The organism is Sulfuricurvum sp., assembly GCF_019163035.1.
In the GTDB taxonomy this organism is placed as follows: domain Bacteria; phylum Campylobacterota; class Campylobacteria; order Campylobacterales; family Sulfurimonadaceae; genus Sulfuricurvum.
The window spans coordinates 1-24,367 of record NZ_JAFLKV010000077.1; the positions used below are offsets into that span (position 1 = coordinate 1).

26 protein-coding genes and 2 pseudogenes are annotated in these 24,367 nt (G+C 43.8%); 10 read left to right on the top strand and 18 right to left on the bottom strand.

Annotation, left to right across the window (positions count from 1 at the left end; genetic code table 11):
- Positions 1-251: 251 nt before the first annotated feature.
- Positions 252-1,142 carry a hypothetical protein gene (locus JZU62_RS05950; RefSeq protein WP_295012849.1) on the top strand — a complete coding sequence of 297 codons (891 nt, stop codon included), beginning with the start codon at positions 252-254 and terminating at the stop codon, positions 1,140-1,142.
- Here the strand turns inward: JZU62_RS05950 and JZU62_RS05955 are convergent.
- The 10 genes from JZU62_RS05955 to JZU62_RS06000 all read right to left on the bottom strand — a co-directional run bounded on the left by JZU62_RS05955 (position 1,137) and on the right by JZU62_RS06000 (position 8,360).
- Positions 1,137-2,249 carry a metallophosphoesterase gene (locus JZU62_RS05955; protein ID WP_295012851.1) on the bottom strand — a complete coding sequence of 371 codons (1,113 nt, stop codon included), beginning with the start codon at positions 2,247-2,249 and terminating at the stop codon, positions 1,137-1,139. The two genes, JZU62_RS05950 and JZU62_RS05955, sit on opposite strands and share 6 nt — an antisense overlap.
- Positions 2,246-2,821, bottom strand: a complete 576-nt coding sequence (mobA, locus tag JZU62_RS05960) for a molybdenum cofactor guanylyltransferase MobA (protein WP_295012853.1) — start codon at positions 2,819-2,821, stop codon at positions 2,246-2,248. The genes JZU62_RS05955 and mobA overlap by 4 nt, the downstream gene beginning before the upstream one ends.
- Complete coding sequence (locus JZU62_RS05965; RefSeq protein ID WP_295012855.1) at positions 2,821-3,282, bottom strand: DUF2780 domain-containing protein; 462 nt, start codon at positions 3,280-3,282, stop codon at positions 2,821-2,823. The genes mobA and JZU62_RS05965 overlap by 1 nt, the downstream gene beginning before the upstream one ends.
- A 72-nt stretch (positions 3,283-3,354) precedes the next feature.
- Positions 3,355-4,623, bottom strand: coding sequence for a 3-isopropylmalate dehydratase large subunit (locus JZU62_RS05970; RefSeq protein ID WP_295012857.1), 1,269 nt, complete (start codon positions 4,621-4,623; stop codon positions 3,355-3,357).
- 83 nt (positions 4,624-4,706) lie between these two features.
- Complete coding sequence (locus tag JZU62_RS05975; protein ID WP_295012876.1) at positions 4,707-5,519, bottom strand: DUF3187 domain-containing protein; 813 nt, start codon at positions 5,517-5,519, stop codon at positions 4,707-4,709.
- Positions 5,519-5,851, bottom strand: a complete 333-nt coding sequence (locus JZU62_RS05980; RefSeq protein WP_295012878.1) for a hypothetical protein — start codon at positions 5,849-5,851, stop codon at positions 5,519-5,521. The genes JZU62_RS05975 and JZU62_RS05980 overlap by 1 nt, the downstream gene beginning before the upstream one ends.
- Before the next feature lie 38 nt (positions 5,852-5,889).
- On the bottom strand, positions 5,890-6,945 hold the full coding sequence (locus JZU62_RS05985; protein ID WP_295012880.1) for a HAMP domain-containing sensor histidine kinase: 1,056 nt from the start codon (positions 6,943-6,945) through the stop codon (positions 5,890-5,892).
- Positions 6,932-7,567 carry a response regulator transcription factor gene (locus JZU62_RS05990; RefSeq protein WP_295012882.1) on the bottom strand — a complete coding sequence of 212 codons (636 nt, stop codon included), beginning with the start codon at positions 7,565-7,567 and terminating at the stop codon, positions 6,932-6,934. The genes JZU62_RS05985 and JZU62_RS05990 overlap by 14 nt, the downstream gene beginning before the upstream one ends.
- Positions 7,568-7,587: 20 nt before the next feature.
- Positions 7,588-7,911 carry a hypothetical protein gene (locus JZU62_RS05995; protein WP_295012884.1) on the bottom strand — a complete coding sequence of 108 codons (324 nt, stop codon included), beginning with the start codon at positions 7,909-7,911 and terminating at the stop codon, positions 7,588-7,590.
- A 119-nt stretch (positions 7,912-8,030) separates the two neighbouring features.
- On the bottom strand, positions 8,031-8,360 hold the full coding sequence (locus JZU62_RS06000; protein ID WP_295012886.1) for a hypothetical protein: 330 nt from the start codon (positions 8,358-8,360) through the stop codon (positions 8,031-8,033).
- 138 nt (positions 8,361-8,498) lie between these two features.
- On the opposite strand from JZU62_RS06000, the gene JZU62_RS06005 reads away from it, so the two are divergent.
- Positions 8,499-9,044: a cytochrome b/b6 domain-containing protein gene (locus JZU62_RS06005; RefSeq protein WP_295012888.1), complete on the top strand. Its 546-nt coding sequence runs from the start codon at positions 8,499-8,501 to the stop codon at positions 9,042-9,044.
- 5 nt (positions 9,045-9,049) lie between these two features.
- Here the strand turns inward: JZU62_RS06005 and JZU62_RS06010 are convergent.
- From JZU62_RS06010 to JZU62_RS06035, 6 genes and pseudogenes are all read right to left on the bottom strand, one after another.
- Positions 9,050-9,688 (bottom strand): annotated as a pseudogene (locus JZU62_RS06010) (HD domain-containing phosphohydrolase); the annotation flags it as partial.
- A 30-nt stretch (positions 9,689-9,718) separates the two neighbouring features.
- A pseudogene (locus JZU62_RS10995) lies at positions 9,719-10,564 on the bottom strand (HAMP domain-containing protein); the annotation flags it as partial.
- Positions 10,554-10,955, bottom strand: coding sequence for a hypothetical protein (locus JZU62_RS06020; RefSeq protein ID WP_295012890.1), 402 nt, complete (start codon positions 10,953-10,955; stop codon positions 10,554-10,556). The gene JZU62_RS06020 and the pseudogene JZU62_RS10995, both read right to left, overlap by 11 nt.
- Complete coding sequence (locus JZU62_RS06025; RefSeq protein ID WP_295012892.1) at positions 10,955-11,944, bottom strand: hypothetical protein; 990 nt, start codon at positions 11,942-11,944, stop codon at positions 10,955-10,957. The genes JZU62_RS06020 and JZU62_RS06025 overlap by 1 nt, the downstream gene beginning before the upstream one ends.
- 79 nt (positions 11,945-12,023) lie before the next feature.
- On the bottom strand, positions 12,024-12,689 hold the full coding sequence (locus JZU62_RS06030; RefSeq protein WP_295012894.1) for an energy transducer TonB: 666 nt from the start codon (positions 12,687-12,689) through the stop codon (positions 12,024-12,026).
- A complete protein-coding gene (locus JZU62_RS06035; RefSeq protein ID WP_295012896.1) occupies positions 12,686-13,336 on the bottom strand; it encodes a sulfite exporter TauE/SafE family protein in 651 nt (216 codons plus the stop codon). The genes JZU62_RS06030 and JZU62_RS06035 overlap by 4 nt, the downstream gene beginning before the upstream one ends.
- Before the next feature lie 150 nt (positions 13,337-13,486).
- On the opposite strand from JZU62_RS06035, the gene JZU62_RS06040 reads away from it, so the two are divergent.
- The 8 genes from JZU62_RS06040 to JZU62_RS06075 are packed head-to-tail and all read left to right on the top strand — an operon-like array spanning position 13,487 to position 22,709.
- Positions 13,487-15,766, top strand: coding sequence for a TonB-dependent receptor (locus JZU62_RS06040; protein WP_295012899.1), 2,280 nt, complete (start codon positions 13,487-13,489; stop codon positions 15,764-15,766).
- 2 nt (positions 15,767-15,768) lie between these two features.
- The gene (locus JZU62_RS06045) at positions 15,769-16,701 is read left to right on the top strand and encodes a hypothetical protein (protein WP_295012901.1); all 933 of its coding nucleotides are present in this window, start codon (positions 15,769-15,771) and stop codon (positions 16,699-16,701) included.
- Positions 16,688-17,701: a 4Fe-4S binding protein gene (locus JZU62_RS06050; protein WP_295012903.1), complete on the top strand. Its 1,014-nt coding sequence runs from the start codon at positions 16,688-16,690 to the stop codon at positions 17,699-17,701. Before JZU62_RS06045 ends, JZU62_RS06050 begins: the two co-directional genes overlap by 14 nt.
- Positions 17,691-18,962: a 2-hydroxyacyl-CoA dehydratase family protein gene (locus JZU62_RS06055; protein ID WP_295012905.1), complete on the top strand. Its 1,272-nt coding sequence runs from the start codon at positions 17,691-17,693 to the stop codon at positions 18,960-18,962. The genes JZU62_RS06050 and JZU62_RS06055 overlap by 11 nt, the downstream gene beginning before the upstream one ends.
- Entirely contained in the window at positions 18,959-19,765 is an 807-nt protein-coding gene (locus tag JZU62_RS06060) for an acyl-CoA dehydratase activase (protein WP_295012907.1), read from the top strand. Before JZU62_RS06055 ends, JZU62_RS06060 begins: the two co-directional genes overlap by 4 nt.
- 24 nt (positions 19,766-19,789) lie before the next feature.
- Positions 19,790-20,233 carry a TonB-system energizer ExbB gene (gene exbB, locus JZU62_RS06065; RefSeq protein ID WP_295012909.1) on the top strand — a complete coding sequence of 148 codons (444 nt, stop codon included), beginning with the start codon at positions 19,790-19,792 and terminating at the stop codon, positions 20,231-20,233.
- Between the two features lie 3 nt (positions 20,234-20,236).
- Positions 20,237-20,626 carry a biopolymer transporter ExbD gene (locus JZU62_RS06070; RefSeq protein WP_295012313.1) on the top strand — a complete coding sequence of 130 codons (390 nt, stop codon included), beginning with the start codon at positions 20,237-20,239 and terminating at the stop codon, positions 20,624-20,626.
- Between the two features lie 10 nt (positions 20,627-20,636).
- Positions 20,637-22,709 carry a TonB-dependent receptor gene (locus tag JZU62_RS06075; RefSeq protein ID WP_295012911.1) on the top strand — a complete coding sequence of 691 codons (2,073 nt, stop codon included), beginning with the start codon at positions 20,637-20,639 and terminating at the stop codon, positions 22,707-22,709.
- 4 nt (positions 22,710-22,713) lie between these two features.
- On the opposite strand, the gene JZU62_RS06080 is transcribed toward JZU62_RS06075, so the two are convergent.
- Positions 22,714-23,601: a 4Fe-4S dicluster domain-containing protein gene (locus tag JZU62_RS06080; RefSeq protein WP_295012913.1), complete on the bottom strand. Its 888-nt coding sequence runs from the start codon at positions 23,599-23,601 to the stop codon at positions 22,714-22,716.
- The gene (locus JZU62_RS06085; RefSeq protein WP_295012915.1) at positions 23,601-24,035 is read right to left on the bottom strand and encodes a thioredoxin family protein; all 435 of its coding nucleotides are present in this window, start codon (positions 24,033-24,035) and stop codon (positions 23,601-23,603) included. The genes JZU62_RS06080 and JZU62_RS06085 overlap by 1 nt, the downstream gene beginning before the upstream one ends.
- Positions 24,036-24,367: the final 332 nt, after the last annotated feature.

Sequence of the window (24,367 nt, forward strand, 5' to 3'; positions counted from 1 at the left end):
CTTTTTATTATTATAGCTTAGAGTTGTTAATCAGGTATTGATTAAAAAATAACCATAGCAGAGATAAAAATTGGGCTATAGTTTTGCCATGAGACTTTGGGGTCGCTAAAGAGCGAGTAAGTCCAGAGTGCTCATTATTATTGTAATTAAAATCTGCCTCGTAACGAGGCAAGCTTTAGTGCCACAGCGGCAAGCGTAGCCAAAGGGATGAATTCCTTTGGCGTTCAAAAAATAATAAACAGGGGAAGAAAATGCAAGATTTAGTACGTAGCTACAACGCTAATGCCCCATTGATCCAAAAATTTATTTTAACGACGTTGAAAAAAGCAAGTCCGAAATCTTTTAATATGCAACTTTCGGCTAACTTATTTAAAACATTTCCGAGTTTGGAACTTATTTATACATCGGATGAGGGGTTTGTCCAAAACTCACCCAATATTTATGCAAACAAGGAAGAACATTATCATGTCGGAGCGGATCGGGCATATTTGGTGGACGAAATGGCTCTAGAGCAAGGGTATTACATCAGTGAACCCTATATCTCTACGGCAACGGGGCATTTGTGTATAACGGTTATTTATCCCATTGAGAACGGGTATCTCTTCTTCGATTTTAGACTTCGTAAATTGTTAGAGCGTTTTTCACTGATCGAAAAAAACAATCTGTTTAAATATATGAACCGATCTTCGTACGCGATTATTGGTGGAGGGCTTCTATTTTTTGGGTTATTTGTCGTATTGTACGGATTTTATACCTTTGCAGGATATCTTTTCGCCGAAGAGCCGCTGAACATTGATGCGGTATTTAACCCGATCATCGCCTTGACGTTGGGATTGGCGGTATATGATTTAGGAAAAACGATTTTTGAGCAGGAGGTATTACCTCGTACTCAGCATATTAGTGAAACGTTCAATGCAAAAACGCTGATGAATTTTTCTGTCTCGATCATTATTGCGTTGTTGATTGAAGCGCTGTTGGTGGTCTTTAAAATTTCGATCCATAATTATAAAGATTTACCGTATGCTTCGACATTGATTGCCGCTTTGGCATTTTTGCTTTTTGTTTTTGCCGTCTTTATTTATTTGGTGCGTAAAAGCGAAAAAGAGCCGTGTAAAAAATGTGCGGAAGAAACGGTATTATGACCACGTAATGCAGGTAATTTCGGCTTGGGCACCGAGTCGCATCGGAGGACCCCAAAAGCCGATCCCGCTGTTGACATAAATATGGCGGTTTTTACCAAGTGGATAGAGTCCTTTGAGATAAGGTTGTGCGAGGGTAACGAGATAGTGAAACGGCCAAATTTGTCCCCCGTGAGTGTGACCACTAAGGATCAGTGAGGGGGTGAACCCTTCGAGATATTCTATATATTTGGGTTGATGGGCTAATAGTAGTGTCGGCATCTGTGGAGGGATAGTTCCCATAGCTTTGGTGATATCCGGTAGATAGGTGCTAGCACGAAATCCGAAAAGATCGTAGACTCCTGCGATGTAAAAATCATTATTGATGGAGATGGAGCTGTTTTCCAATACATGAATACCGAGTGTTTTGACATGTTCAATCGTCTCTTTTAGAGAGTGAAAATATTCGTGGTTTCCTATGACGTAGAACGTCCCAAATCGGCTTTTGAGGTGGCGCAATTCATCGATAGAATTTTGAACCATCGAAATATGGGCATCGGATAAATCTCCGGTGATAGCGATGAGATCAGGGTTGAGGGCATTGATGGTTTTGACACTTTTGGCAACAAATTCTTTATCGATCAATCCTCCGATATGCATATCGCTAATTTGAACGATTCTATATGATTTGCCGTTGAAGCGGTTTTGATTGACATCGACAAACTGGATAACAGGCTCTTTCGACCCCTCTAAAACCGCTGCTCCTAAATAGGCACTTCCCACACTCAAAAATCCAAGATCACTCGCTCGTTTAAAAAAAGCACGCTTTTGAGGATTAAAAGGGATTATCCTTTGTGCTAAATGGAGAAACTCATAAACAATCGTACCGATAAAGAGGAAAAAGCCGACACCGATGGTGAGGGAAAAGAGAAAATAGAGGTATTTCGGAGGACTGATTAGATAGCGGCTACTGAGATATCCGAGGACTCCTATCATATTAAAAATCAGGAAATATTTTAAGAGAGTACGGGTTTGCGTACTAATGCGCAGATGAGAGACTACCCGTGTATAGGTGAGATAATGAACCATAGCAAAAAAGATCGTAGCGATGAGGGGAAAGAGTGTTTTCATAACTCTAAATACTTAAGTGCTTTTTGGTACTCATGCGGATGGTTGAGATTCATAAAGGGTTCTTCTCGCTCAAAGTCAATATATTGTGTGCGGCTTGAAGCGAGTAATTTTCCCAAACGGTGATCTCCCTCTTCTAACATCCGCTCAAATTCCCCCAAAAGAGATCGGTGATAGATGCCACAGAGGGGATGTACCCCTTCGTGTGTACGGGCTATGACGGCATCTAAATCGTCGTTATCGGCATCCATCAGGATTTGAAAAACAGCTTTCTCGACAAACGGAGTATCGACACTGAGCACCATAATCCTCTCATCTCTAAGCGCTCTAAAAGCACTTACAAATCCAGCGGTAGGGGCATAATCAACTTCTTGTGGATCGAGGATAAAATCGGCACTAAACCCAAACTTATTAGAACTTTTTGTAGAGATATAGACGCGGGAAAAGATGTTTTTTAACCGTTCGTATTGAAACTCGGCAAGGGTGGAGAATTTGCCGAAGGGGAGGAGTGATTTATCTTCACCCATCCGAGAGCTTTTTCCGCCGGCAAAGAGGATGCAGGGGATAGGGAACATTATTTTGCGATGGCGGTGGCTAAGATTTTATCCATCGCGGGGGTTGCACCGCTTTGGAGGTATTCCAGTACGAGAGGGGTGAATTTGCTAATTATCGAAGCATCCATTCCCAAAAAGGAGAACTGTGAGCCTAAAGTACCCATTCCGAGTAACCCAGCAGGTGCTGCACCCAGAAGCGTTCCCGCCTGTGGGACTTGTTTGGTTAGAGCGGTAAAATCAGTAGGTTCCATATTGCTTTTAGCATTATTGATAATCGCTGCGGTTCCCCCTACCGCTTGAGTCGGGGTGACACCGAGTGAGTTAGTGAGCTTTTTGATGAGCGGGTTTGAAGTCAAAGAGTCATCAAGGACCGGTGCGGCACTTTGCGTCGCAGGTGTGAGGGTTTGCACAAGTGAGCCAAAATCAAACGCGTTGGCATTGGAAGCCAAAATTAATAAAGCTGCAAGGATAAGTGAGCGCATAGATATCTCCGAGTAGTAAAGTATCACTATTATAACTTAGATGAGAGTATATTTCTCCATAGTGGAGAAGTGCTATAAAATAGTTGAGGGATCGGTGATATAGCCCGTGATCGCCGAAGCGGCAGCGACGGCAGAGTTGGCGAGGTAGACTTTGGATGAGCGTGAACCCATGCGTCCTACGAAGTTACGGTTGGTTGTCGCAACGGCTACTTCGTTATCCCCTAAGATTCCCATGTATCCGCCCAGACACGCACCGCAGGTCGGGTTGGAGACAACACCGCCCGCATCGATGATGATGTCCATGTAGCCGAGTTTGGTTGCTTCGCGTGCGATTCGTTGTGTCCCCGGAGTAACGATGAGGCGGACATCAGGATGTACCCGTTTCCCCTCTAGGATTTTAGCGGCGATTTTAAGATCACTAAGCCGTCCGTTCGTACAGCTTCCGATAAAGGCTTGATCGATTTTGATGTTGTCACTGACCGCTTGAGTAAGGCTGTGACCGTTGGATGGCAAGAACGGATAGGCGATAACCGGTTCGAGAGAAGCAACATCGATTTCGAGGATTTGAACGTAGGTCGCATCGTCATCGGAATGATAAATTTTCGGTTCACGTGCAAGCGGTTTGTCGCTCAAGAACTCTGCCGTGATCTCATCGTAGGCGACGATTCCGCTTTTTGCTCCTGCTTCGATTGCCATGTTACACATACTGAAACGGTCATCCATCGTGAGGCAGGGGATTGTGCTTCCGGTAAATTCGAGGGTACGGTACAACGCACCATCCACACCGATCATGCGGATAATCTCTAAAATAATATCTTTACCCGTAGTATATTGTCCCGGCTTCCCGCTAAGGACGACTTTGATCGACTCAGGGACTTTAAACCAGTTCCCACCCGTGACCATCGCAAATGCCAAATCGGTTGAACCCATCCCCGTAGAGAATGCACCGAGCGCACCGTGGGTACAGGTGTGTGAATCGGCACCGATGATAACGTCACCCGGAATCACCAACCCTTTTTCAGGAAGAAGAGCGTGCTCAATCCCCATATCTTTTTCATCGAAGAAGTGTTTCATCTGATGTTTTTTGGCAAAGTCGCGACTAATACGCGCTTGGTTCGCGGAGGCAATATCTTTGGCGGGGATGAAGTGATCGAGGACTATGGAGAACCCCTCAGGGTTGGCGAGGGTAGTCGCACCTGAATCTTCGAACGCTTTGATTGAGATCGGAGTGGTGATGTCGTTACCGATTACCATATCGATAGGTGAGCGGACGATTTCACCCGCGTAAACGGTGCGTCCGACGTGCTCTGAGAAGATTTTTTCTGTAATGGTTTGGCGCATACGAATTACCTTTTAAGGGTCTAAATAATAGGCAATTATATCATAGCAAGGCTTGGAGTATTTTGGTCATTTTATTATTGTAATTAAAATACATAACCTACATATCCTGAGATGGATTGATCACTGGCTGAGTCACTGAGTCCATACCCATAATATCCTCCAACATTCCAATGGGGGTTAATCGTATAGGCGTATCCAAAATTCACATATTTTATCGTTTGAGTAGAGGTATAAATACTCTCATTCTGATAATAAGCAGCACTTAAAGCTGATTTCCCATTGGGCGATGTGTATGCGACACCCGTGTGAACTCCAAAGGTATTTTGATAGCTCTCTTGCGAAACGTCACGGTCGTTGACCCACGTATAGCTTGTCCCTGCAAAGAGTAAAAAACTTTTATTGATAGCATAGTGCACATCAATCGATGCCGTATAGTCGGTCGCTTCATTGTTGTAACCACTTTGGTAGGTTGGCAACACGAGACCTATCCCCGTCGTTACGGTGAGTTTTTCGGTTGGGGTGAGTCGGTACATGAGATTTATGGAGGTGTCTTCCAACCCGCTTTGAGAATCTATTCCGTTGTTGGATTGATAGTGGGATACGATTCCTTGAATCCACCAACTCCCTGCATACACATCTGCTTGCAATGAGTTGCTCAGCGTATCAGAGGGCTCTTGGGAAGCATAATTTATTTGAGAGTATCCAATACCTGCAATCAGATCGTAGGTGATTTTATTTCCTATACTTTTTATGACACACCCATCTGTGTTGACTAAATCACTTAAAGGTGTTTGTGGGCAAAGATCATGTGCATCTTCGACACCGTCGAAATCACTGTCAGTGTAGGCATAAGAAGTGGTAGTAATACATACTAGGGTCAATAATAAGCGATACATTATTGTCTCCCTTGCTGTTTTGGAGTTCCAGAAGAGCTGTTATGGATTCTAAGCCGTTGCATGGAACTACCACTCTCTCCAGAACTGCCCTGATGAAGTTTTAACTGGACTCTGTTTCCAGTGCCACCTCGACTTTGTTGAAGGATATTGATCGCATTTGAGCGCTCCTCTTCGTTCATCGCCGATATTTGAATTTTTAGTCGATTCATCAGTTCTACCCGCTCTGTCTGGGAGGCATTTTTAATGGCTTCGATTTGCTCATTGATCGATTCAACCCCAAACAACATGGCATTGAACAGCAATAAAGAGATCGTCATTGTCAAGATTTTCATACGTATCCTTTTAAATATAACATTTTGGCATTGAACCATTAGCGCTTTGTTAGTGATCCAAGATCGAGAGTAAAAATTGTCCCTTTGGAAATGCGGCTTTCAACGTTGATGGGTATTTTTAGCTCATCACAAAATTTTTTCACAATATGTAAACCAATTCCTAATCCCCGTTCGTGCTCTTTGTAAAATCTCTCAAATATTTTTTCGGGGTGGGCAATCCCTTTGCCGGTATCTTGAATGTGAAGTTTATTGTGTTCTGTATCTATAGAGATTGTTACGGATCCATCGTGTTTATTGTATTTCGCGGCATTGCTCAAGAGGTTATCGATAATACGGGTGAAAGCATCCCGATTGACAGTCATGGAAATACTCTCTAGATTGAGTATGAAATGAATTGAGGGATAGAGCTTCTCTAGGGTTGAGATTCTAGTTTGTATCAGTGAATTTAGATCAACTGTTTCGACCTGATAAACATGTTCTTCGAGATAACTGCGCAAATTGTCTCCTAGGGATACAATTGTATCGATACTTTGGGCCATCCGATCGATTTTTTTTTCATCGCCAACACTCGGTTTGAGGAGACTTACATTAAGTCGAAGTGCAGAGAGAGGGGTGTTAAGATCATGCAAAATATCTCGGCTGAACTCTTGGGTCAAATGGAGTGCATGACGCAGAGGGTATAAGGCATAAAATGAAAAGAGGGCTGAAACAACCGCAATAACCAAAAGTGCCCAACCGTAATAAAAGACCAAATTATCACGAATGGCTGCTATTATCGTTTCGTACTGAGTATTTGACAAAGAGAGTTTTAGGGCGTAGGTATCATTTCTAGGGATGGAGAAAAGGACAAACATTTCAGCAGAGGTATGTTGCAGTTCATAAAGTTTTTTAGGGTTTAAGGGGACAAAATCAAATCCGAATTGTGCACATTTTAGATCATAACTGCATAGCCGCATCTCATTGTATATCTTTTCGTCCAAATCATGTTTGAGCTGAGTGTATTCGACATAAAACAAAACACCGCTTAAAAGACTCAATGCGATGAAAAAGACCCCAAAGCTTTTAAAAAACGATTCGTATTCAGCTTTTTTCAATGCTGTATCCTATTCCACGAACATTATCGATACTCCACCCTGTTGTATGTTTGAGTTTATTGATCGCAAAACGGAGGGCATTGTCGCTGGGGTGCTCCATCATCTCGAACAAACTCTCTTTGGACAGGGTTCGTCCGAGATTGGTAATAAACAAAGCAAGCAAAGGGAGCTGCACCTCTCCAAGGGAGAGAACATGTCCTAGTTTTATCACTTCTTTGGTAATAGGGTTGTAGGTAATATCGCCGTGTGTAATGAGTTGTGCTTTGCGAGAAAAACGGGCTTCGATACGGAGTAAAAGTTCTTGTGGATAAAACGGTTTTTTGAGATAATCATCGCCCCCGACGGAAAACCCTTTGGTGATAGCGGCGATATCGCTCATCGCACTGATAAAAATTGTTGGGGTATTATCCTCGGCCTCTCGCAGACTTTGAACCAGATCGAATCCATTAAGTTCAGGGACATTGATATCAAAAATATATAAATCATATCGGATATCATAGGCGGCTTCCGCAGCCGCTTGGCCATCAACAACCCACGTGCATTGGTATCCTCTCACGCTGAGCATTTCATGGAGTGTTTCGCCGAGAACCAAATCATCTTCGAGAAGGAGTATGTTTATCACGAATGTTGCTTTATTGATATTTACGCGTAAATATCAATACTCGTTGATGAGTCAGTCTCTGTCGATGAAACAGGATTTTGGAGTGTAGAAAGCATATCAAACATAGTTTGTGCCAAATCCTCAGGAGAGAGCGATGCAGTCTCTATTTGTGATATTTGATCCTTCATCGATTTGCGATCCGTTTCAGAGAGATTGGCTATTTGCTCACGAACAGCTGTACGATCTTCGGATGAGAGCGATTGCATCATCTCTTTCATTCCGTTGTTTTGATTTTGACCGCCTCCGCTACCATCCATTTTCCGCATTTGCATTTGTTGCATTTGACCTGATGTGCCGACTTCCATATGTATCCTTTAGTATTTTGACCCTAAAAAAGTGTATTTGCCAAAATTTCAAATTTTCGATTTAGATGCCGCGAGAAGCGACACCATTTTTGATAACTGTACAGTATCATACGGTAGCTTTAGCGTCCGCCACGGTACATTTTACTGCCACCTGTTCCACTGCCACCTGTTCCACTGCCCATTCCGCCGCTTTGGCCGCCACCTTGACGCATTTGTGATCCTGTACCGTCCATAGGACCTGATTTGCTTTGTTTCATGGTGCTAGTCGCTGCTTGACGCTCTTCGGGAGTTAGTGCTTGCATTTTAGATTGCATTTCTGTTTGAAAAGCTGAACGATCAGCTTCCGGTACGGTTCCACGCATTGCCTGCATATCAGTAATACTCATTGTACTATAATCAGTTGCGAATACATTGAGGCTCAACAGAGCGATAAAAGTGACTTTTTTCATTGGGATTTACCCTCCTCTAATCTTGGATACGGGTATTATGACGCAAATGTATTAGCGGAGTGTTAGCATCGACGTAGGATTAAGAGACTATTTTTATTTTTTGTGTACGATAGGTGTATTGAAATAAAAGGGGTTATTATGCGGCATTTTTCACCATCATTTAGAGCATGGCATTGGCTGAATGCGATCATTATGTTTGGATTGTTTATCACGGTTGTGTTACGAGAGAGTGTGATGCACAAGGCGAATATAGGTGCGATTGTTCAAACCAAAATGGCGGAGCTGGGGACTATTATCACTGATGAACAGGCGGTAGTGATCGGAAAAGCAGTCCGTTCACCGATGTGGGATTGGCATATCTATTTGGGAATCGCGGTTGCTGTTTTATTGGTCGCACGGCTGGCAATGGTTTTGAAAAACGGATTTGGATTTGATGATAATGCTGCAATGCAAAAGGTATATCGCCTCTATAAAGTCGTTTATGTGCTGTTAGCTGTGATGTCGATTAGCGGATTGACGTTGTATCTAAAATTTGCAGGGGGTGCCAAAGAGAATATCGAGATGGTGCACCAATATATCGGTTGGGGACTTTTTGCCTTTATCGCTGTTCATATCGTTGGCGTCGTGTTGGCGGAAAAGAGCGATCAAAGCGGTTTGGTATCACGGATGATCAACGGAAAATAGGTTATTTAAGATTCGTGGACATCTTTAAACGTCTCACGGATCGCAATAAATTCATCTAAATGATCAAAGAATATATCGACAAGTTTCGGATCGAAATGTTCACCTCGCTCCTCTTTAAAGAGGGTGAAAATCTTCTCATCGTCCCATGCTCTCTTATAAACGCGGTCACTACCGAGGGCATCGAACACATCGGCTAATGCGGTAATGCGACCGTAAATATGGATCTCTTCGCCACGCAGCCCTCGCGGATAGCCGTTACCGTTCCACTTCTCATGGTGTTCATATGTGACAATCGCTGCGGCTTGGAGCAGGGTTCTGTTGGAGTGTTTGAGCATCTCATACCCTAATGCGGCATGGGTATCCATGATTCGACGCTCTTCTTCATCAAATCGTCCCGGTTTGTTAAGGACGGCATCGGGGATAGCGACTTTACCGATGTCGTGCATCGGAGAAGCTTGTTTGAGCATTTCAGACTCTTCTTCGCTAAGACCGTAATAGAGAGCAAGGAGTCTGGAGTATTCGGCAACCCGTTTGACATGGTTTCCCGTCTCTTTGGAGCGACTCTCCCCGATGGAACCCATCGTAAAGACGACTTCGCGTTGAGTATCTTCGATCTCACGGTTGAGAGCGGTAATCTCTCCCAGCGCATTATCCATCCCCCCGATCATGGTGTTAAAGGCATCTGAGAGCTGACCGATCTCATCATCGCGGGTTACCGATACCTGCTGGGTGTAATCTTGGGTGCGGGTGATGATTTTTGCCGTATTGGAGAGAACGATAACCGGACGGATAAGAGCTGTTGCAACGTAATAAGCGGCAGTAGCGATAAAGAGAGCCCCTATAATGAGCAGAGCAACAAACCACTGTTCGTATTTGTAAAGCAATCGATAGGCAAACCCTTTTTCTTCTTCTAATGCGATGTTTAAATCGCTTTGGTTGTCGAGAGGATGAGATACTTTGAGTGACTCTTCGAAAACAGCAGGTCTAAGGGAGATGGTGCCATCACGATGTTGGAGATAATAGTGTCGCTGGGGGGTGTTAGAAAAAAACACTCGGAAGTTTTCGAGCGGATAGGTAACGATGAGGCTAGCCACTTGTGTTTGGGTAAAGTTGGAATAAATGGGAACTTTGAAAAAAGGTTTGAGTATTTTAGTGTGTGCAATAACGGTAAAATCGCTCGATGCGATAACCATTCCGTTTGGATCTACCACATAAAAATCGCCGATCATTTTCATATCGGTTTTTTTGGAGAGGAGCATCGTGCTGATTCGACGATCCAAATCCTGAGTATAGATATCGTTCATTACCTCTGATTTAGCGATGAACACCATATCGTTTTGAAGGGTTAGTAGATGCTGATCAATTCTCTCAGCGGTTAGTCGCACCTGAGTATTCATCTCTTGGGTAATGGCTTTGTATTGCTCTTGACGAAACGAGTTTCCGAGCAAAATCATACTCAGTGCATAGGGGATAAGGCTGACCCCCAAAAAAAGAAGAATCGTTTTGAGTTTAAAACTCATAGATAACCTTTAGCGAATTATCGACCATAGAGGAGGGGATGTAACCGATAGCTCCCTCGACATTTTGAACAAATGCTTTGATCGACTCATGGGATGGCTGGGTGATCGGAGGGGTAATCCCTTGGAAATGTTGTTTGACCCAATAGGCGTTTAATCGATCTCGTCCCATCCCGATAACGGCACTTTCAAAGGCTATTCGGGAAGGCTCTTGCCCTACCAGATTGAGAGGGATGATTTTTTGATCCCCGACACTGCGCCGTTTTTGTAAATAAATATCCCGTATTTGTTCGACACTGATGAGAGTGAGTGGAACTTTTTTGGAAATAACCATGCTGTACTGGGCTCCGAAAACCGCCGAAACAAGGATAAAAAATAGGGCAATTGCTTTCATTAGAAGAGTACCGATAACGAAAATAATGCACGATTTTCATCGTGTAGAGAGTGCCATTGGTACTCCCCTTTAAGTGAGACGGGATAGAGCGGACGATAGCTGTAGCCGAGGATCGCAATGTTGTCTTTGTAATCGGTGTGATGATCGTTAAAGTATTCGTATCGCCCGATGAGAGCTTGTTCAGGAGTAAAATGATACATCGCTTGTGCGTATCCTGAGAGGGCATAATCGTCTTGACCGTCAGCATACTCACTTTTGCTTATTAGCGCCTCTGTCATAATTTGCCACTGGTTATCATCATATTTGAGATTTGCTTCAAAAAAACGGGTTCGTTGGCTGGTTTTAGTAATGAATTCCCCTATGCTCCCTCCGCTATGCCAATCCATAGAGAGCTCTTTTTCGACACTCAAACCAAAAAAGTGGGTATTGGGAATATTGATATACTCTTCATCTAAATCACGATTGTTTTGTCCAAAGAGGTGATAGCGCATCCCCTCTGTTTTGGGAATGTATCCGTTGATGTCAATACCGGTAAGAAATTTCGGAAAAAGAAGTTTACTATATAGGGGATTGGACGTAGTATCGCGTAAAACGTTGATAGGTTCCATATTCCAATATCCGATGGGGGTGATCATTTTTCCGAAACGGATGTTAAAATCATCCGACATCCACATATCCCCATAGAGCCGTTCAATATGAAATTTTTGATCGCCGACTTCTGTTCCGTCCGTGAAATTTTTATGGTAAAAACCGACCGCTTCCGCTTCAGCCAAATAGGAGAACATCGGATTAATCTCACCATATGCCATAACCGCCACATCATCGAGGGTAAAGCTTTCATTTTGTCGGTTTGATTCAAATTCGGTTGAAAAATAGCCACCGACATTGATGGTGTCGTTGACTTTATAACCATGACCTAATTCGTAGTTATCTGCGTGAGCGAATGAGAGCAGTGCAATCGAAAAGAGCGATAATAATCTTATTGTCACGTAGAATCCTCAGCCATTGATATCGATTTATATAGTATTCAATCGTATCATAAAATTGAATAAGATTAGCTGTTTAGATTCAATTGTTGAGTTTAAATTCTAAGCTAAGCTCCATCTCCATCGGCAAAGCGTCAGTGAGGCTTTTAGGCACATTAGCCCCTGAAGCGGAAGCAACAGCTGCTTTTGCCGCATTGTGAAAAATACTTTCCCCTTGTTGAACGGTTATATCACGGATCATACCTGTACTTTCCATAACAAAACGGACATTGACATTCCCCTCTTTTCCGACGCGTCTTGCAGTAAAAGGGTAATGGAGGTTTTGTTGAATTTTACTGCGTAATGAGGCTAAAAAGGATTGCTTTTCAGCCGTGATGTCTACTTTTGGCTTAGATGGCGCTGCAATAGTTTGAAGTGTATGTTGGACTGCCGGAGGTGTTGAGATGAGCGGTATCGGTGTCGCTACGGTTTGAACGGTAGAAACTACGGGTTTCATAGGGATAATCGGCTGAGTAACCGTTGGTTTTTGGGTCGGCTGCTGAGGTGTAACAACGGGGATCGGTTCTGATATTGTTGGTTGTTTCACCACAGGCTCAGAGTGAGATAAGGAGACTAGTATCATGTGTTGAAGCGGAATCTTTACCATCGGTGGCGGAGTGCGCATTTGGACTAAAACAAAAAATGCCAATGACCCCATCAGGGTATGAAACATGAGAGAAAATAAAAATGATTTGCGAGCGGTAGTCATAGGTGTATCCATCCATTAAAAATTGCAATGCCGACGCCTGCTAAGATCACGGGAGCCATCTGTTCTAATATGCGGTTATATTGCCGAAGATGTAATAGAGACTCTCTGAGAATAGCGGTAAGGACGACAGAAAAAAAGAGAAGCCACAACAACGTGGCACCCAGTCCAAAAAATAATCCGTATAAAAGTGCCCAAGGGAGTGATGAAGATGCCGCACTCAACGTCATTAACATGACGACAGGAGCGCAGATCGACATAGATAACACCATTCCCATCATAAAAAGAGGTATAGACCCTTTTGCAGTAGTGCGTGATGGATTGCAACAGCTACGCGTTGTACGTGCTGTATTCCAAAGTCGTAAAGCGATAATCAGCGTTAGTGTTCCGAGCAGATACCCCATGAGAACTTTGTCTTTAATCAAGGCTTGAACCATCGTTGACCCTAAAAACGCAACAGCCGATAAGAGGATATAGCCGAAAATCCGCCCTAACGTGATTGGGAGTAAGAGGCGTAAACTCTCTTGGCGGGCTGTATTGTTCGCTAAAAGAATCGGCGAGATAAGTGGCATACAAGTGAACATACACGCTGTTGCACCGTAGGAAAGTGCGAGGATAAATAATGATAGTAACGGCATAAAATCTATCACTCGGCACGCCTCTTGTATTAGGTTAAATGTGAATCAAGAGAAAGATTATGAAATAAGATTGTTACATTAGTGTTAATTTTATTTATTAATTTAACACTAATGTAACACTTCTTAGAAACAATGCTATCAATAAAACTTTAAGGAAGTTGAATGAGTAAAATTAAATTATCACTGGCTGCTATTGCTGTATGTAGCAGTGCTTTCGCTGTTGATACCGTTAACTTGGGAGATGTAACGGTATCTGCATCCAAAATTGAGCAATCAACACTCGAAGCACCTGTTAATGTATCCGTTATCACTACCAAGGATATAGAAAAATCCAACAATCAACGGTTGGGGGATGCACTAAATGCAAAAGTTCCTGGGCTTTATCTACGAGGAGGAGCATTAGGGAATGCACGTCCCGGAGTGACAATGCTCAGCTCTATGCGGGGGCAAGGGGGAACGTTAACCAAGCTTGCCGTGTTAGTAGATGGGATGAATATGGTGGATGCCTATTCGGGCCAAGTGAACTGGGCGATGGTCTCTATGGACGATGTGGAGAACATTGAAGTTGTTCCCGGTGTAGGATCTTCATTGTATGGTAGTAATGCTATGGGGGGTGTTATTAGTATTAAAACGAAAGAACCAACAAAAGAAGAGATGTCATTTAACATGGGTAAAGGGTATGGAGATTCTGCTGGAGAATATATGAGTGCACTCTATCGCAATAAATTTGATAATGGACTGGGTGTTGTCTTTGGGGTTTCACAGAACAACCGTGATGGATATGTATCAGATTATGTTACGAAAACACCATCTGGAGCACCATTGCCAGGCGCTGTTGCCGTGGGTGGAGCAATACAAACGACAACTACAACAGATACTACCACATATATTGTAGGTGATAAAGGGCTTAATGCATCCAAGGCGCAAAATATACATGCAAAGGTTTATTATGATCTCTCCCATACTTCAAAAATCCATGCAGGGTTTGCGTATTCTGATAATAAAAGCTTGAGCACTCCGTATAATAGTTATTTGACAAACGCTGCAACGGGGAATTCGCTACCGATCACTGCAACAGCAACCAACCTCAGTCTAAACGGATTGAAAACATCCATCAAGGAACAAGATTTTGCAAGTTCAATCCCTATGGGCAACACCGTATGGCGATATTTTGGCGGATATGATGGAAAAATAGGAGATAACAAACTAAGTATTAATTTTGGAAAAATTGATCGTGATTCTTGGAACGCAAGTATCGGCTCAACCGCTACATTATCTTCGGGTGCAGGAACACTAAGTACATCACCAAATAGTACAACCAATGCTTCTGTACAAGTTAGTATTCCATATAGTGATATCCATTATTTGATTGTAGGTGCAGCAACTGAAATAGGTGAGTTGAATCAAAAAAAATATGCAATATCCGATTGGACAGATATGGATACAAAGACGGCAGAACTTGATCGAATTGAAGCTAAAAGTACAACAAATTCACTGTTTTTACAAGATCAAATTTCTATTGGAGACGACTTGATCTTGTATGTAGGTGGGCGTTATGATTCATGGACAGCGGGAGGAAAGGGTGTAGTTACTACAGGGTCAGTTCCAGGAACGTTTGATTATGCAGATCGTAGCGAATCAGCGTTTAGTCCAAAAATAGCTGCTGTTTATATGCTCAATAACCGAACATCAATCAAAAGTTCGGTAGGAACAGGATTTCGAGCACCGACGAATTATTATCTCTTTGCTAATCCGACTTTCTCAGGAGCGGCAGCACCAAATGGGAAAATGATCTACTCGAATCCTGATTTGAAACCTGAAAAAGCAAAAGCATTTGATCTTGGGGTGGAGTATCACTTTGTGGATGGGGGTAAAGCAACAGCTACATATTTTGTGACAAAAACAACCAATCTGATTTATCAAAAGGTTACAAAAGTGCCACAATACACCGACCCAATTATTAATAAAGTGATTGATTATGAATCACGACAGGAAAATACAGGGGAAGCATTGGCAAAAGGAATTGAACTAGCTGGTGAATATCCGTTAGCAGATTGGTTGAGTGTTCGAGGCAGCTACGCCTACACGAAGTCGGTAATCACGGAAGATAATACTAATACGGGGATGGAAGGAATGCGTGTTACGAATGTTCCGAAAGAGCTGATATCGGCTGCTTTTGAGGTTGAAAAAGGGGATTGGTCTGGAGTATTGTCAGGTCGTTATGTCGGCGAACAATTTAGTACGAACGATAACTCTGATACAGTCAAAGATGTGTGGACTGGGTATAGCAAATATACTGTTGTGGATTTAAAAGCTAATTATCAAATCAATAAAAACATGAAAGCGAGTGTGATGGTTGATAATCTGTTTGATAGAGAATATTTCGAATACTATCGTATGCCAGGTCGTGGTGTAACGCTACAGCTTTCGGCGAATTTTTGACCATGAAAAAGATTGTTTTAGTATTAGTAACATTACTGGTCTCACTATGGGCTGATACTCTATGGCTCGATGAAACCAAAAAGAAAAAATGTTGTGAGGCGAAGCTCGGTGTATTGCCTCTCAAAGAGTTGTCTGTTAAATCAGGAACACTGCAAGAAAATGAAAAATTAAAAGATCTGAACGGTTCAGTTTTGTATATCCGAGATATGGATGGCAAGATCGAAGAGCACAATCTTTCAGGCTCAAAAATAACCGTTACCCCTCAATACAAAGGGAACTATCACCTCTTTTTAAAACATCAAGAGGTAGTGGATGGTGTTCTCAACGTCCAACTCTCTACTTACCGATTCTATAATAAAGAGGGGAACCTTTCGTGTTCTTGGACAAAAGAGGTGCGAGGTAAAACTTCTGATTCTAGGTATTTGAGCGAACCACTTCCGCAACTGCCGTTTCAACTGATGATGGAGAAAACGATCCATAACCATCATGTCAATTGTTGTTTGTATGTCGGAGATATTATCCCTTTGAAAGTGTATTACAAAGGGGAACTTTTAAAAGATGTTTCTGTCGATGTGGAGTTGGAGAGTGGTTGGAAAAACATCATTAAGTCTAATAATGAGGGGATGATGATGGTGGAGATCCCTAAGAGTACCTATGAGCAAGAGAAAGGGGATAAAAAACGCTCTGAAAAACTGCTCGTTAGTGCGACGTATGATGTCAATGAATCGGGTGTGTATGATGGAAAATCGTATACATCGGCACATTACGTGATGAGTATCCCTCTCTCGTTCGGCGATACCCCTCTCGAATACGAATCCAAAACATTAGCGTTTGCTACCGTAATCGGGGTGATGCTCGTCTTTTCCCTAGGACTTTATTATAACCGACGACGCAAGCGTAAAACGCCCAAGGAGATCTATTTTGACGAAGAATAAATTTAGTCTCCGCCGTGCCGTCAATAATATGAACCTCGTTCGGTTTCGGTTTTGGTTTCAGATTGTCGCATTTGCTCTGATCGTTTACGGTGGATATATCGGACTCGATTTAGGCGATAAACTCCCGACATTTGCGTGTGTCTTTAACTCGGAGGGGACAGGTGGCAAATGTTATGTTGGAGAGCTTCAACATGATTTAAAACATCCACTTGAGGGGTTTGTCGGATTTGCAGGATATGCATTTCTCATCTCTTTGGGGATGTTTGCGGTGTGGTTTTGGGTGTTGAACAAAGGGTGGTGCGGTTTCGTCTGCCCTCTTGGGACGATGCAAGACTGGCTCACGATGGCACGTGAAAAAACCAAAATCCGTTACAGCGAATACTCATGGGCGAATCGCGGGAAAATCAAAAGTATCAAATACATTTTATTGATCTTGTTGTTATTGCTTCCCGTGATGATTGCCAACTCCGTGTTTGGACTCCCGAAACTCCCCAACGGTCTCTCGATGCCGTTTTGCGATATTTGCCCCGGACGGATGATGATTCCCGCGTTTACAGGGGATTTTAACCAGTTTTATATCGATTTTTCCTCGAAAACCGATATCGTCATGACCACCATCGGGATGATTATGACGGGGCTGTTTTTGGTCGGATCGTTTATCAAAAAGCGGTTCTTTTGTTATTTTTGTCCGATGGCGGCGTTGCAGTATGTTTTTTCGAAACCCGCACTGCTCAAACTCTACAAAGACGGCTCAAAATGTACCAAATGCGGCGATTGTTACCGAGCGTGTGATATGGATATTCTCGAAATTGCCGACGATGTGACGAGCAAAAATCTAGTCACCGAAGATTGTACTCTTTGTCTTAAATGTGTCGCGGCGTGTCCTGAGGATGGGTGTTTGGAGGCTAACTTTATGGGAGCCACTATTTTCGAATCGACCAAAGAAGGCTTTCTTGTGCGGATGGCGATGGATCAGAATAAGGAGAATCATGCACACTGAACACACGATTGAGACCTCGGCAGAGCGTCAAAACCGCCATAAGGCGATGGAAGCCATTGCTGTTTTGAACAGCTTGAAAGAAGATTTTAAATCTCCTATCCGAAGTATGGGCTATTTTTACGATTTGTTTGAAAAAGTCTATTGTCATCACCAACCGCTCCACGAGGGGAAAGCAAAAATCGGGACGATGTGTATCCAAATCCCCTCGGAGATCATCTATGCGCTAGACGCAGTGCCAATTCGACTCTGTAATGGGTTTTATACCGACGATGAGATCGGCGGTGATCTGTTGCCTCAAAAATCGTGCCCGCTGGTCAAAGCGACGGTGGGGTGGTTTGCTTCGGATAATTTTTCCGATAAGCCCGACATCACTTTTTCTCCGACGACGTGCGACCAAAAGACTAAAGCGGGAGCCATCATCGAGAGTTTCGGACATACCGTGATCGATGTCGGATTTCCTCGTACCAAAGAGAGCGAAGAGAGTTGTCACTACTGGCGCGAGAGTGTCAAAAGTTTCGCTGTGAAACTCTCGAAATTTCAGGGGAAAAAGCTGACCCGATCCAATCTGGAGAGTGCGATCAAAAAGGTGGGGTATGCACAATCGCTCTACCACAAGCTCACCGAATTTCGGAAAAACAAAGCGGTTCCGATTTTGGGTGTCGATATGTTTTTGGTTACGAACGCTTTTTTCTTTGACAAAATAGATGAGTGGATAAGTGCGGTCGAAAAACTGGTTTCTGAGTTGGAACAACGTGCAAACGACGGTGTTAATGTGGCAGGAAAAGCGAGTCCACGTATCGTTTACACAGGCTCCCCGCCGATTTTCCCGAACTATAAAATCCCCCTCATTATCGAACAGAGCGATGCAATCATCGTCGCCGATGAGACATGCAGTTCGAACCGTATGTTTAACGATATGGTGGCAGTGGATGAGTGGAATCTCTATGACATGATCGATTCGGTTTCGGATAAATATCTCAAAGCGTGTACCTGCCCGATATTCACCCAAAACGATGACCGAATCCGTAGAATCATCCAACTGGTGCGCAGTTATAACGGTGATGGGGTAATCTATCAGGCGTTTGCGGGGTGTCAGGTGTACGAGATGGAACAACGCAGTGTCTTGGCGGCAATGGAGCGAGAAGGGATCCCAATCCTCTACATCGAGAGTGATTACAGTCCCTCACAACACGGACAGCTTACAACGCGGGTTGAAGCGTTCATAGAGTCATTAAAAAATCGAAAGAGAATGAAAAAATGAGATATTTTGTAGGGATAGATATCGGCTCAACCGCGATCAAAATCAGTGTCACGGATGAGAATAAAAATCTAGTCGGGCATAAAATCAGCGCAAGCGGAAGTATGTTTTACAAATACGCCCAAGAGGCGTTAGCAGAGCTGTTAAAAGAGTTAGGTATTGATGAGCGCGAGGTGGTCTATACGGTGGCTACCGGATATGGGCGAAAGCTTTTCAAAGAGGCGGATGAAAATATCAGCGAGATTACCGCCAATGCCATCGGTGCGCAACAAGCCGCCAAAAGTTACGGCAATATCAAAACAATCATCAACATCGGCGGACAAGATAGCAAGGCGATTTCACTCGATGCCGAGGGGAATGTGGTCAATTTCGCCATGAACGACCGTTGTGCGGCAGGGACGGGGAAATTTCTCGACGTTGTGGCGATGAATCTGGAAATTGGGGTGGATGAGCTGAGTGCGTACCATTTCAAATCGGTGGGGACACCTCTCTCGATCAGCAGTACGTGCGCCGTATTTGCCGAATCGGAGATTATCGGATTGCTAGGCAATAACCACAGCGTCGAAGACATCGTCTCTGGGGTGCATTACTCTATCGCCAAACGGATCGTAAAATTGGTGAAACGGGTAGGGGTCAAAGAGAACGTCTATTTCGACGGAGGACCTGCTCTCAATGATGGGTTGGTGAACGCAATCGAAAATGAGCTGGGGCATAAAATTTTTGTCCCTGAATATCCGCAGATTACGACATCCTACGGTGCGGCGGTATTGGCGTGTGATGCATTTTTGAGTGAATCGGCAAGTTAGAAAAATAAAAAAAAGGAAAAACAGATGGAAAATAGTGGTTGGTTGGAATTTGCCCATAGCGGGATTGATTATGGGATTATTGGGATTTTGGTACTGATGAGTGTTGTCTCATTGTGGCTTTTTGTTGAGCGGATAATGACGTACGGCGGGATTCGGATCGAAACGTATAAAACTAAAGAAGAACTCGAACTTGATCTAGGAAACAACGTCAGCACGATCGCGACCATCGGCTCCAATGCACCCTATGTCGGATTGCTCGGTACCGTTTTAGGGATCATGATCACGTTTTACAGCCTCGGAGATGTGGGAGCAGTCGATCCTAAGAAAATCATGACAGGGTTGGCATTGGCACTTAAAGCAACCGCAATGGGTCTCGTGGTTGCTATCCCATCGATCATCTTTTACAATATTTTACTGCGTAAAATGGAGAGACTCCTCACCATGTGGGAAATCAAAAACAAAGGGTAACCCATGAAAATGAAACGTATGGATACGATCAACGTTATCCCCTTTATCGACATTATGTTGGTGCTCTTGGTCATGGTATTGACGACGGCTACGTTTATCCGTACCGGACTTATCCCCGTTGATCTCCCCGATGCCAAAGGGACAGCCGCAGAGCATAAACCATCGGAGCTAAAACTCACGATCCAAAAAGACGGAACATTGATGCTGGGAGAAGAGAAAACACCGATTATGTTGGCTGATTTTGAACAACGGGTTATTGCCGGGGGTAAAGAGATGACAGTCGTACTCTATAGCGATAAAGATGCGGCATTTCAAAACTTTGTGGGTGTGATGGATGTCCTCAAACGTCTGGGGCATGAACAGCTCTATATCGTCACCGACAAACAAAAATAAGCAGGACAGTATGATGAATTATCGAACTATTCTTGCGGCTACCGCTATGATTAGCAGTGTGTGCGCGCAAGAGATTGTTACATTAGAAAAAATCCAAATCGCGGAGGATTATACCGCTATCGATGAGCGACGGGATAACTCTATTGCGAAACGGATTATCAAAGCAGAAGAGTTGACCCAGTATGGCGATTCGAATGCGTTAGAGATCCTCCGACGTACCCCCGGAGTAACGATCCCAAATGGCAAAGGACCCGCCAGTGCACCGGGTAAAGGATACACGGTGGTGATGATCGACGGTGAAGCGACCTCGACGGGAACGAGTAAGCGAGCTAGTCCACTGGAGCAGATTTCACCCGATATGATCGAGCGGATCGAGGTAATGACGAATGGTTCAGCAGAGTACACTGCCGAATCGATGGGGGGAATCGTCAATGTCGTTCTCAAAAAACCAAAGGCGGAGGGGCGAACGTTAGCAAAAGTAACCGTTGGTGCCTACGGTGAGGATTTGAGTGAAACCGCGTATGTTCAACGAGAAGGGAAGCTCGATAAAGTTTCGTATTTGGTAAATCTGAATGCGTCTAATAATATTAAAGAAGATCGGACGGATATTGTTACCGATAAAGCAGCATTGGATACCGATGAGGAGCGTGATGAGCGGAGCAAAAATCGCTCCGTTGGTGTACGCGCAAAGATCAACTACTCCCCCTCTTCACGTCTTAAAATACTCTATGACGGGTCGGTGACGTTTAATCATGATAGTAACGAGATTACTTCGACGACTATGACCGAAGGCTTAGCTACTCCAACGAGCCGTTACCGAAGTCATGATGATGCGACCAACACGATGCTTTGGTCGGCTTTGGGGGCGGAACACCGATTTGGAGATGATATTTTTGAGTGGAAAGCAAAAATCCACTCGTTTGAAGAGAGCGGTGATTTGAAGTCACTATCGACCAATAGCCGAAAAGAACACGATTATGTATTGAGTCGATTTTACGGTCTTCAGGGGGATTATACGGCACTTCGAGATGAGCACTTTATCAAAGGTGGATTTGAACTCAAAAGAAGCGATCAGATTGATGAAACCACAAGGATTTTAAACGGGGTAGATGTCACCTCGGTGAACGATAAAATCCAGATGAAAGAGGACAAACTCTCCCTCTATATCCAAGACGAATATACGCTGAATGAGGGGATCGTTATTACCCCCGGACTCCGCTATGAGACATTAGAGAGAGACTATGGTGCAACGTCGAATCTGGGTTACTTCGTGCCATCTCTGCACGCACTGTTTCAGGTGACACCAAAAGACAATATCCGTGCGAGTGTCGCTAAAACCGTCCGTCTCCCAAGACTCAGCCAACTATCGGCAAGTACTAACAGTACCCTCGATGAAAACAGTATCCATCGCCCCGATGTGATCGGAAATCCGAATCTAACTGAAGAGAAAGCAGTGAGTTATGAGCTTCGGTATGAACACTTTTTTGCTGATAAAGGGATAGCAAGTATCGGCGGATTTTATCGAAGTATCGATGATAAAATCGAAAATATGATCCGTTTTAACTCGATATCGGGACGGTATGAGCAAACCCCAGAAAATGCTGGAGAGGGATCGTTGTGGGGTCTTGAATTAGAGGTTAAAAAATCACTCAAAGAGTATGTGGAAGGTTTCGGACTTTTTGCCAATGCAACGCTGCAAGACTCATCGATCACCAACACTCTAACCGGAGTCAAAAGAGAGCTTTTACAAACACCGAATTTTACCTGTAACCTCGGTTTCGATCACACGCTAAAAGGCTCTGAAATCACCTACGGAGCCGCTTATCGCTACGTCGGCGGATACGATGATCCGCAGGAGTATTTCATATCCCAATCACAAAAAGGGTACGGTACGCTCGATCTCTATGCCAATAAACGGCTCAATAAAACGTTTAAATTGCAGTTTAACGTAAAAAATATCACCGCTTCAACCGTAGAGACAACGTCACGTTTGTACGATGCAGGGGGAGCAATCACCCAAACTCAGGTGGATAAAGAGCACACAAAACCACAGGTACTTTTATCGATTGAGGGGAAATGGTAATTTTCTAATATAACGCTCTATTTTCCAACCGACACGATTCTAACCGCTCCTCATCCAAAAGGGTAACAACCCCTGCGGTGGTGAGTAGCATGATGAGGATAATAGCGACCGCTATCCCCATGCTTCTCCCCCCCGCACCCAAAATCGATCTTTTTTCATGATGAATTAATGAGGGACGGATGCATTTGGCAAATATTTTTTCGCACGCTTCTTCACACAGCCCGCATTGGATACAGCGGATGTCAAAACCATGACGGATGTCGAGGTCAGGGATAGGGCAAATTTTGACACACCCCTCGCACTCGGTACAGTTGATGTTCGGATCATCAAAACGGTAGGTGAGGCGATCTTCGATCGGTAGTATCGCGCACGTCGCACCATAGGGGCAGAGATAAGCGCAATACCACCCTTGCACCATATACACCTCCGCGATCATAAGAAGTGACAACACGATAACCAGCCACCCCGCAAAGGTAAGATGCATTAACGCATCGATGAGTTCATCGGTACTGATCCCATACGCGACGAGTGAAAAAGCCAGCATTGAAGCTAAAAACGTGAGGAGAGAAAAACCTCCTATTTTCGAGAGTAGCGATTTTTTCTTTTTACCGAATAGAGTGAGTAGATGGGCAAAAAAGGTATTGGGGCAGAGGGTTCCGCAGTAAAAACGAGAGAGGCTAAGCGCAGAGATGAGAGCGACTCCTAGACCTAAAAGAATAACAATGCCGATAAGTCCATACGTGCCGATCTCAATCCCCATTCCTAATAGTTCGAGACGATCATGGGAAAAGTTGAATAGCAGGAGATGAAAGTCACCCAATGAAATCCACGGGATGAGAAGAAAGGGGATCAGCAGGGCTAAAAAAAGGTTATTGTCTCGTAAGAATTTCATCACATCCCTTTTCGGTTCTGTTTCCAGCTGTCGATCCGTTTTTCTATCGGGAGAGTCCCATTTTCTAGCCGTCCCTCTTCGAGACGCTGAATGAGAGCATTTAAATTCTTTTTATCCGGTAATACGCTAAATCGTTTGACGACACTTCCGCTTTGATCGGCAATGAGGATCAGCGGAATGCTCTGGGCTAGTCCAAACGGCAATGCCTGCTTTTGGCTTTCGATGTCATCGACGGATACACGGTGAATATTGAGTTTTGGATGCTCTTTTTGGAGGGTGTTTAACAGCGAAATGCTTTTGGTGCACGGTGGACACCATGTAGTGTAAAAAATGACAATATTCGCCGAAGCATTAGGATGAAAATAGGGGGTATTTTTAAGCGATAAGGGGGCACTGAATACCGAAATGCTCATCAAAATGGTTAATAAAATCATTCTCACAGGAGAACCGAATATGGAGTGAATCTTTAAGGAGGTCGATTTTGGCATATTGGGTTCTCTTGTGAAAATAGTTAATAGGTCTAAGTGTCCTCTGAGCATCTTTAGAAGCCGCGCACGATGCAGAAGTGCAAAGAGTTGCACGTGCGATTTGCTCAGAGGACGATTTTCTTTTGTGTACTTTTCTTTACTAAAAAGAAAAGTACGAAAGCATCACTTTTGTTTCAACACCCATTCGACGAGAGTTTTTGCCTCTTCATCGGTGAGTGTTTGTGGAGGCATCGGAGTTTCACCCCATTTACCTGTTGAACCGTTTTTGAGTGAAGCGG

What these genes read in the sequence shown, in the direction of transcription:
- JZU62_RS05950 (WP_295012849.1), top strand. Translation starts at nt 252, where the DNA reads ATGCAAGATTTAGTACGTAGCTACAACGCTAATGCCCCATTGATCCAA.
- JZU62_RS05955 (WP_295012851.1), bottom strand. Translation starts at nt 2,249, where the DNA reads ATGAAAACACTCTTTCCCCTCATCGCTACGATCTTTTTTGCTATGGTT.
- mobA (WP_295012853.1), bottom strand. Translation starts at nt 2,821, where the DNA reads ATGTTCCCTATCCCCTGCATCCTCTTTGCCGGCGGAAAAAGCTCTCGG.
- JZU62_RS05965 (WP_295012855.1), bottom strand. Translation starts at nt 3,282, where the DNA reads ATGCGCTCACTTATCCTTGCAGCTTTATTAATTTTGGCTTCCAATGCC.
- JZU62_RS05970 (WP_295012857.1), bottom strand. Translation starts at nt 4,623, where the DNA reads ATGCGCCAAACCATTACAGAAAAAATCTTCTCAGAGCACGTCGGACGC.
- JZU62_RS05975 (WP_295012876.1), bottom strand. Translation starts at nt 5,519, where the DNA reads ATGTATCGCTTATTATTGACCCTAGTATGTATTACTACCACTTCTTAT.
- JZU62_RS05980 (WP_295012878.1), bottom strand. Translation starts at nt 5,851, where the DNA reads ATGAAAATCTTGACAATGACGATCTCTTTATTGCTGTTCAATGCCATG.
- JZU62_RS05995 (WP_295012884.1), bottom strand. Translation starts at nt 7,911, where the DNA reads ATGGAAGTCGGCACATCAGGTCAAATGCAACAAATGCAAATGCGGAAA.
- JZU62_RS06000 (WP_295012886.1), bottom strand. Translation starts at nt 8,360, where the DNA reads ATGAAAAAAGTCACTTTTATCGCTCTGTTGAGCCTCAATGTATTCGCA.
- JZU62_RS06005 (WP_295012888.1), top strand. Translation starts at nt 8,499, where the DNA reads ATGCGGCATTTTTCACCATCATTTAGAGCATGGCATTGGCTGAATGCG.
- JZU62_RS06020 (WP_295012890.1), bottom strand. Translation starts at nt 10,955, where the DNA reads ATGAAAGCAATTGCCCTATTTTTTATCCTTGTTTCGGCGGTTTTCGGA.
- JZU62_RS06030 (WP_295012894.1), bottom strand. Translation starts at nt 12,689, where the DNA reads ATGACTACCGCTCGCAAATCATTTTTATTTTCTCTCATGTTTCATACC.
- JZU62_RS06040 (WP_295012899.1), top strand. Translation starts at nt 13,487, where the DNA reads ATGAGTAAAATTAAATTATCACTGGCTGCTATTGCTGTATGTAGCAGT.
- JZU62_RS06045 (WP_295012901.1), top strand. Translation starts at nt 15,769, where the DNA reads ATGAAAAAGATTGTTTTAGTATTAGTAACATTACTGGTCTCACTATGG.
- JZU62_RS06055 (WP_295012905.1), top strand. Translation starts at nt 17,691, where the DNA reads ATGCACACTGAACACACGATTGAGACCTCGGCAGAGCGTCAAAACCGC.
- JZU62_RS06060 (WP_295012907.1), top strand. Translation starts at nt 18,959, where the DNA reads ATGAGATATTTTGTAGGGATAGATATCGGCTCAACCGCGATCAAAATC.
- exbB (WP_295012909.1), top strand. Translation starts at nt 19,790, where the DNA reads ATGGAAAATAGTGGTTGGTTGGAATTTGCCCATAGCGGGATTGATTAT.
- JZU62_RS06070 (WP_295012313.1), top strand. Translation starts at nt 20,237, where the DNA reads ATGAAAATGAAACGTATGGATACGATCAACGTTATCCCCTTTATCGAC.
- JZU62_RS06075 (WP_295012911.1), top strand. Translation starts at nt 20,637, where the DNA reads ATGATGAATTATCGAACTATTCTTGCGGCTACCGCTATGATTAGCAGT.
- JZU62_RS06080 (WP_295012913.1), bottom strand. Translation starts at nt 23,601, where the DNA reads ATGAAATTCTTACGAGACAATAACCTTTTTTTAGCCCTGCTGATCCCC.
- JZU62_RS06085 (WP_295012915.1), bottom strand. Translation starts at nt 24,035, where the DNA reads ATGATTTTATTAACCATTTTGATGAGCATTTCGGTATTCAGTGCCCCC.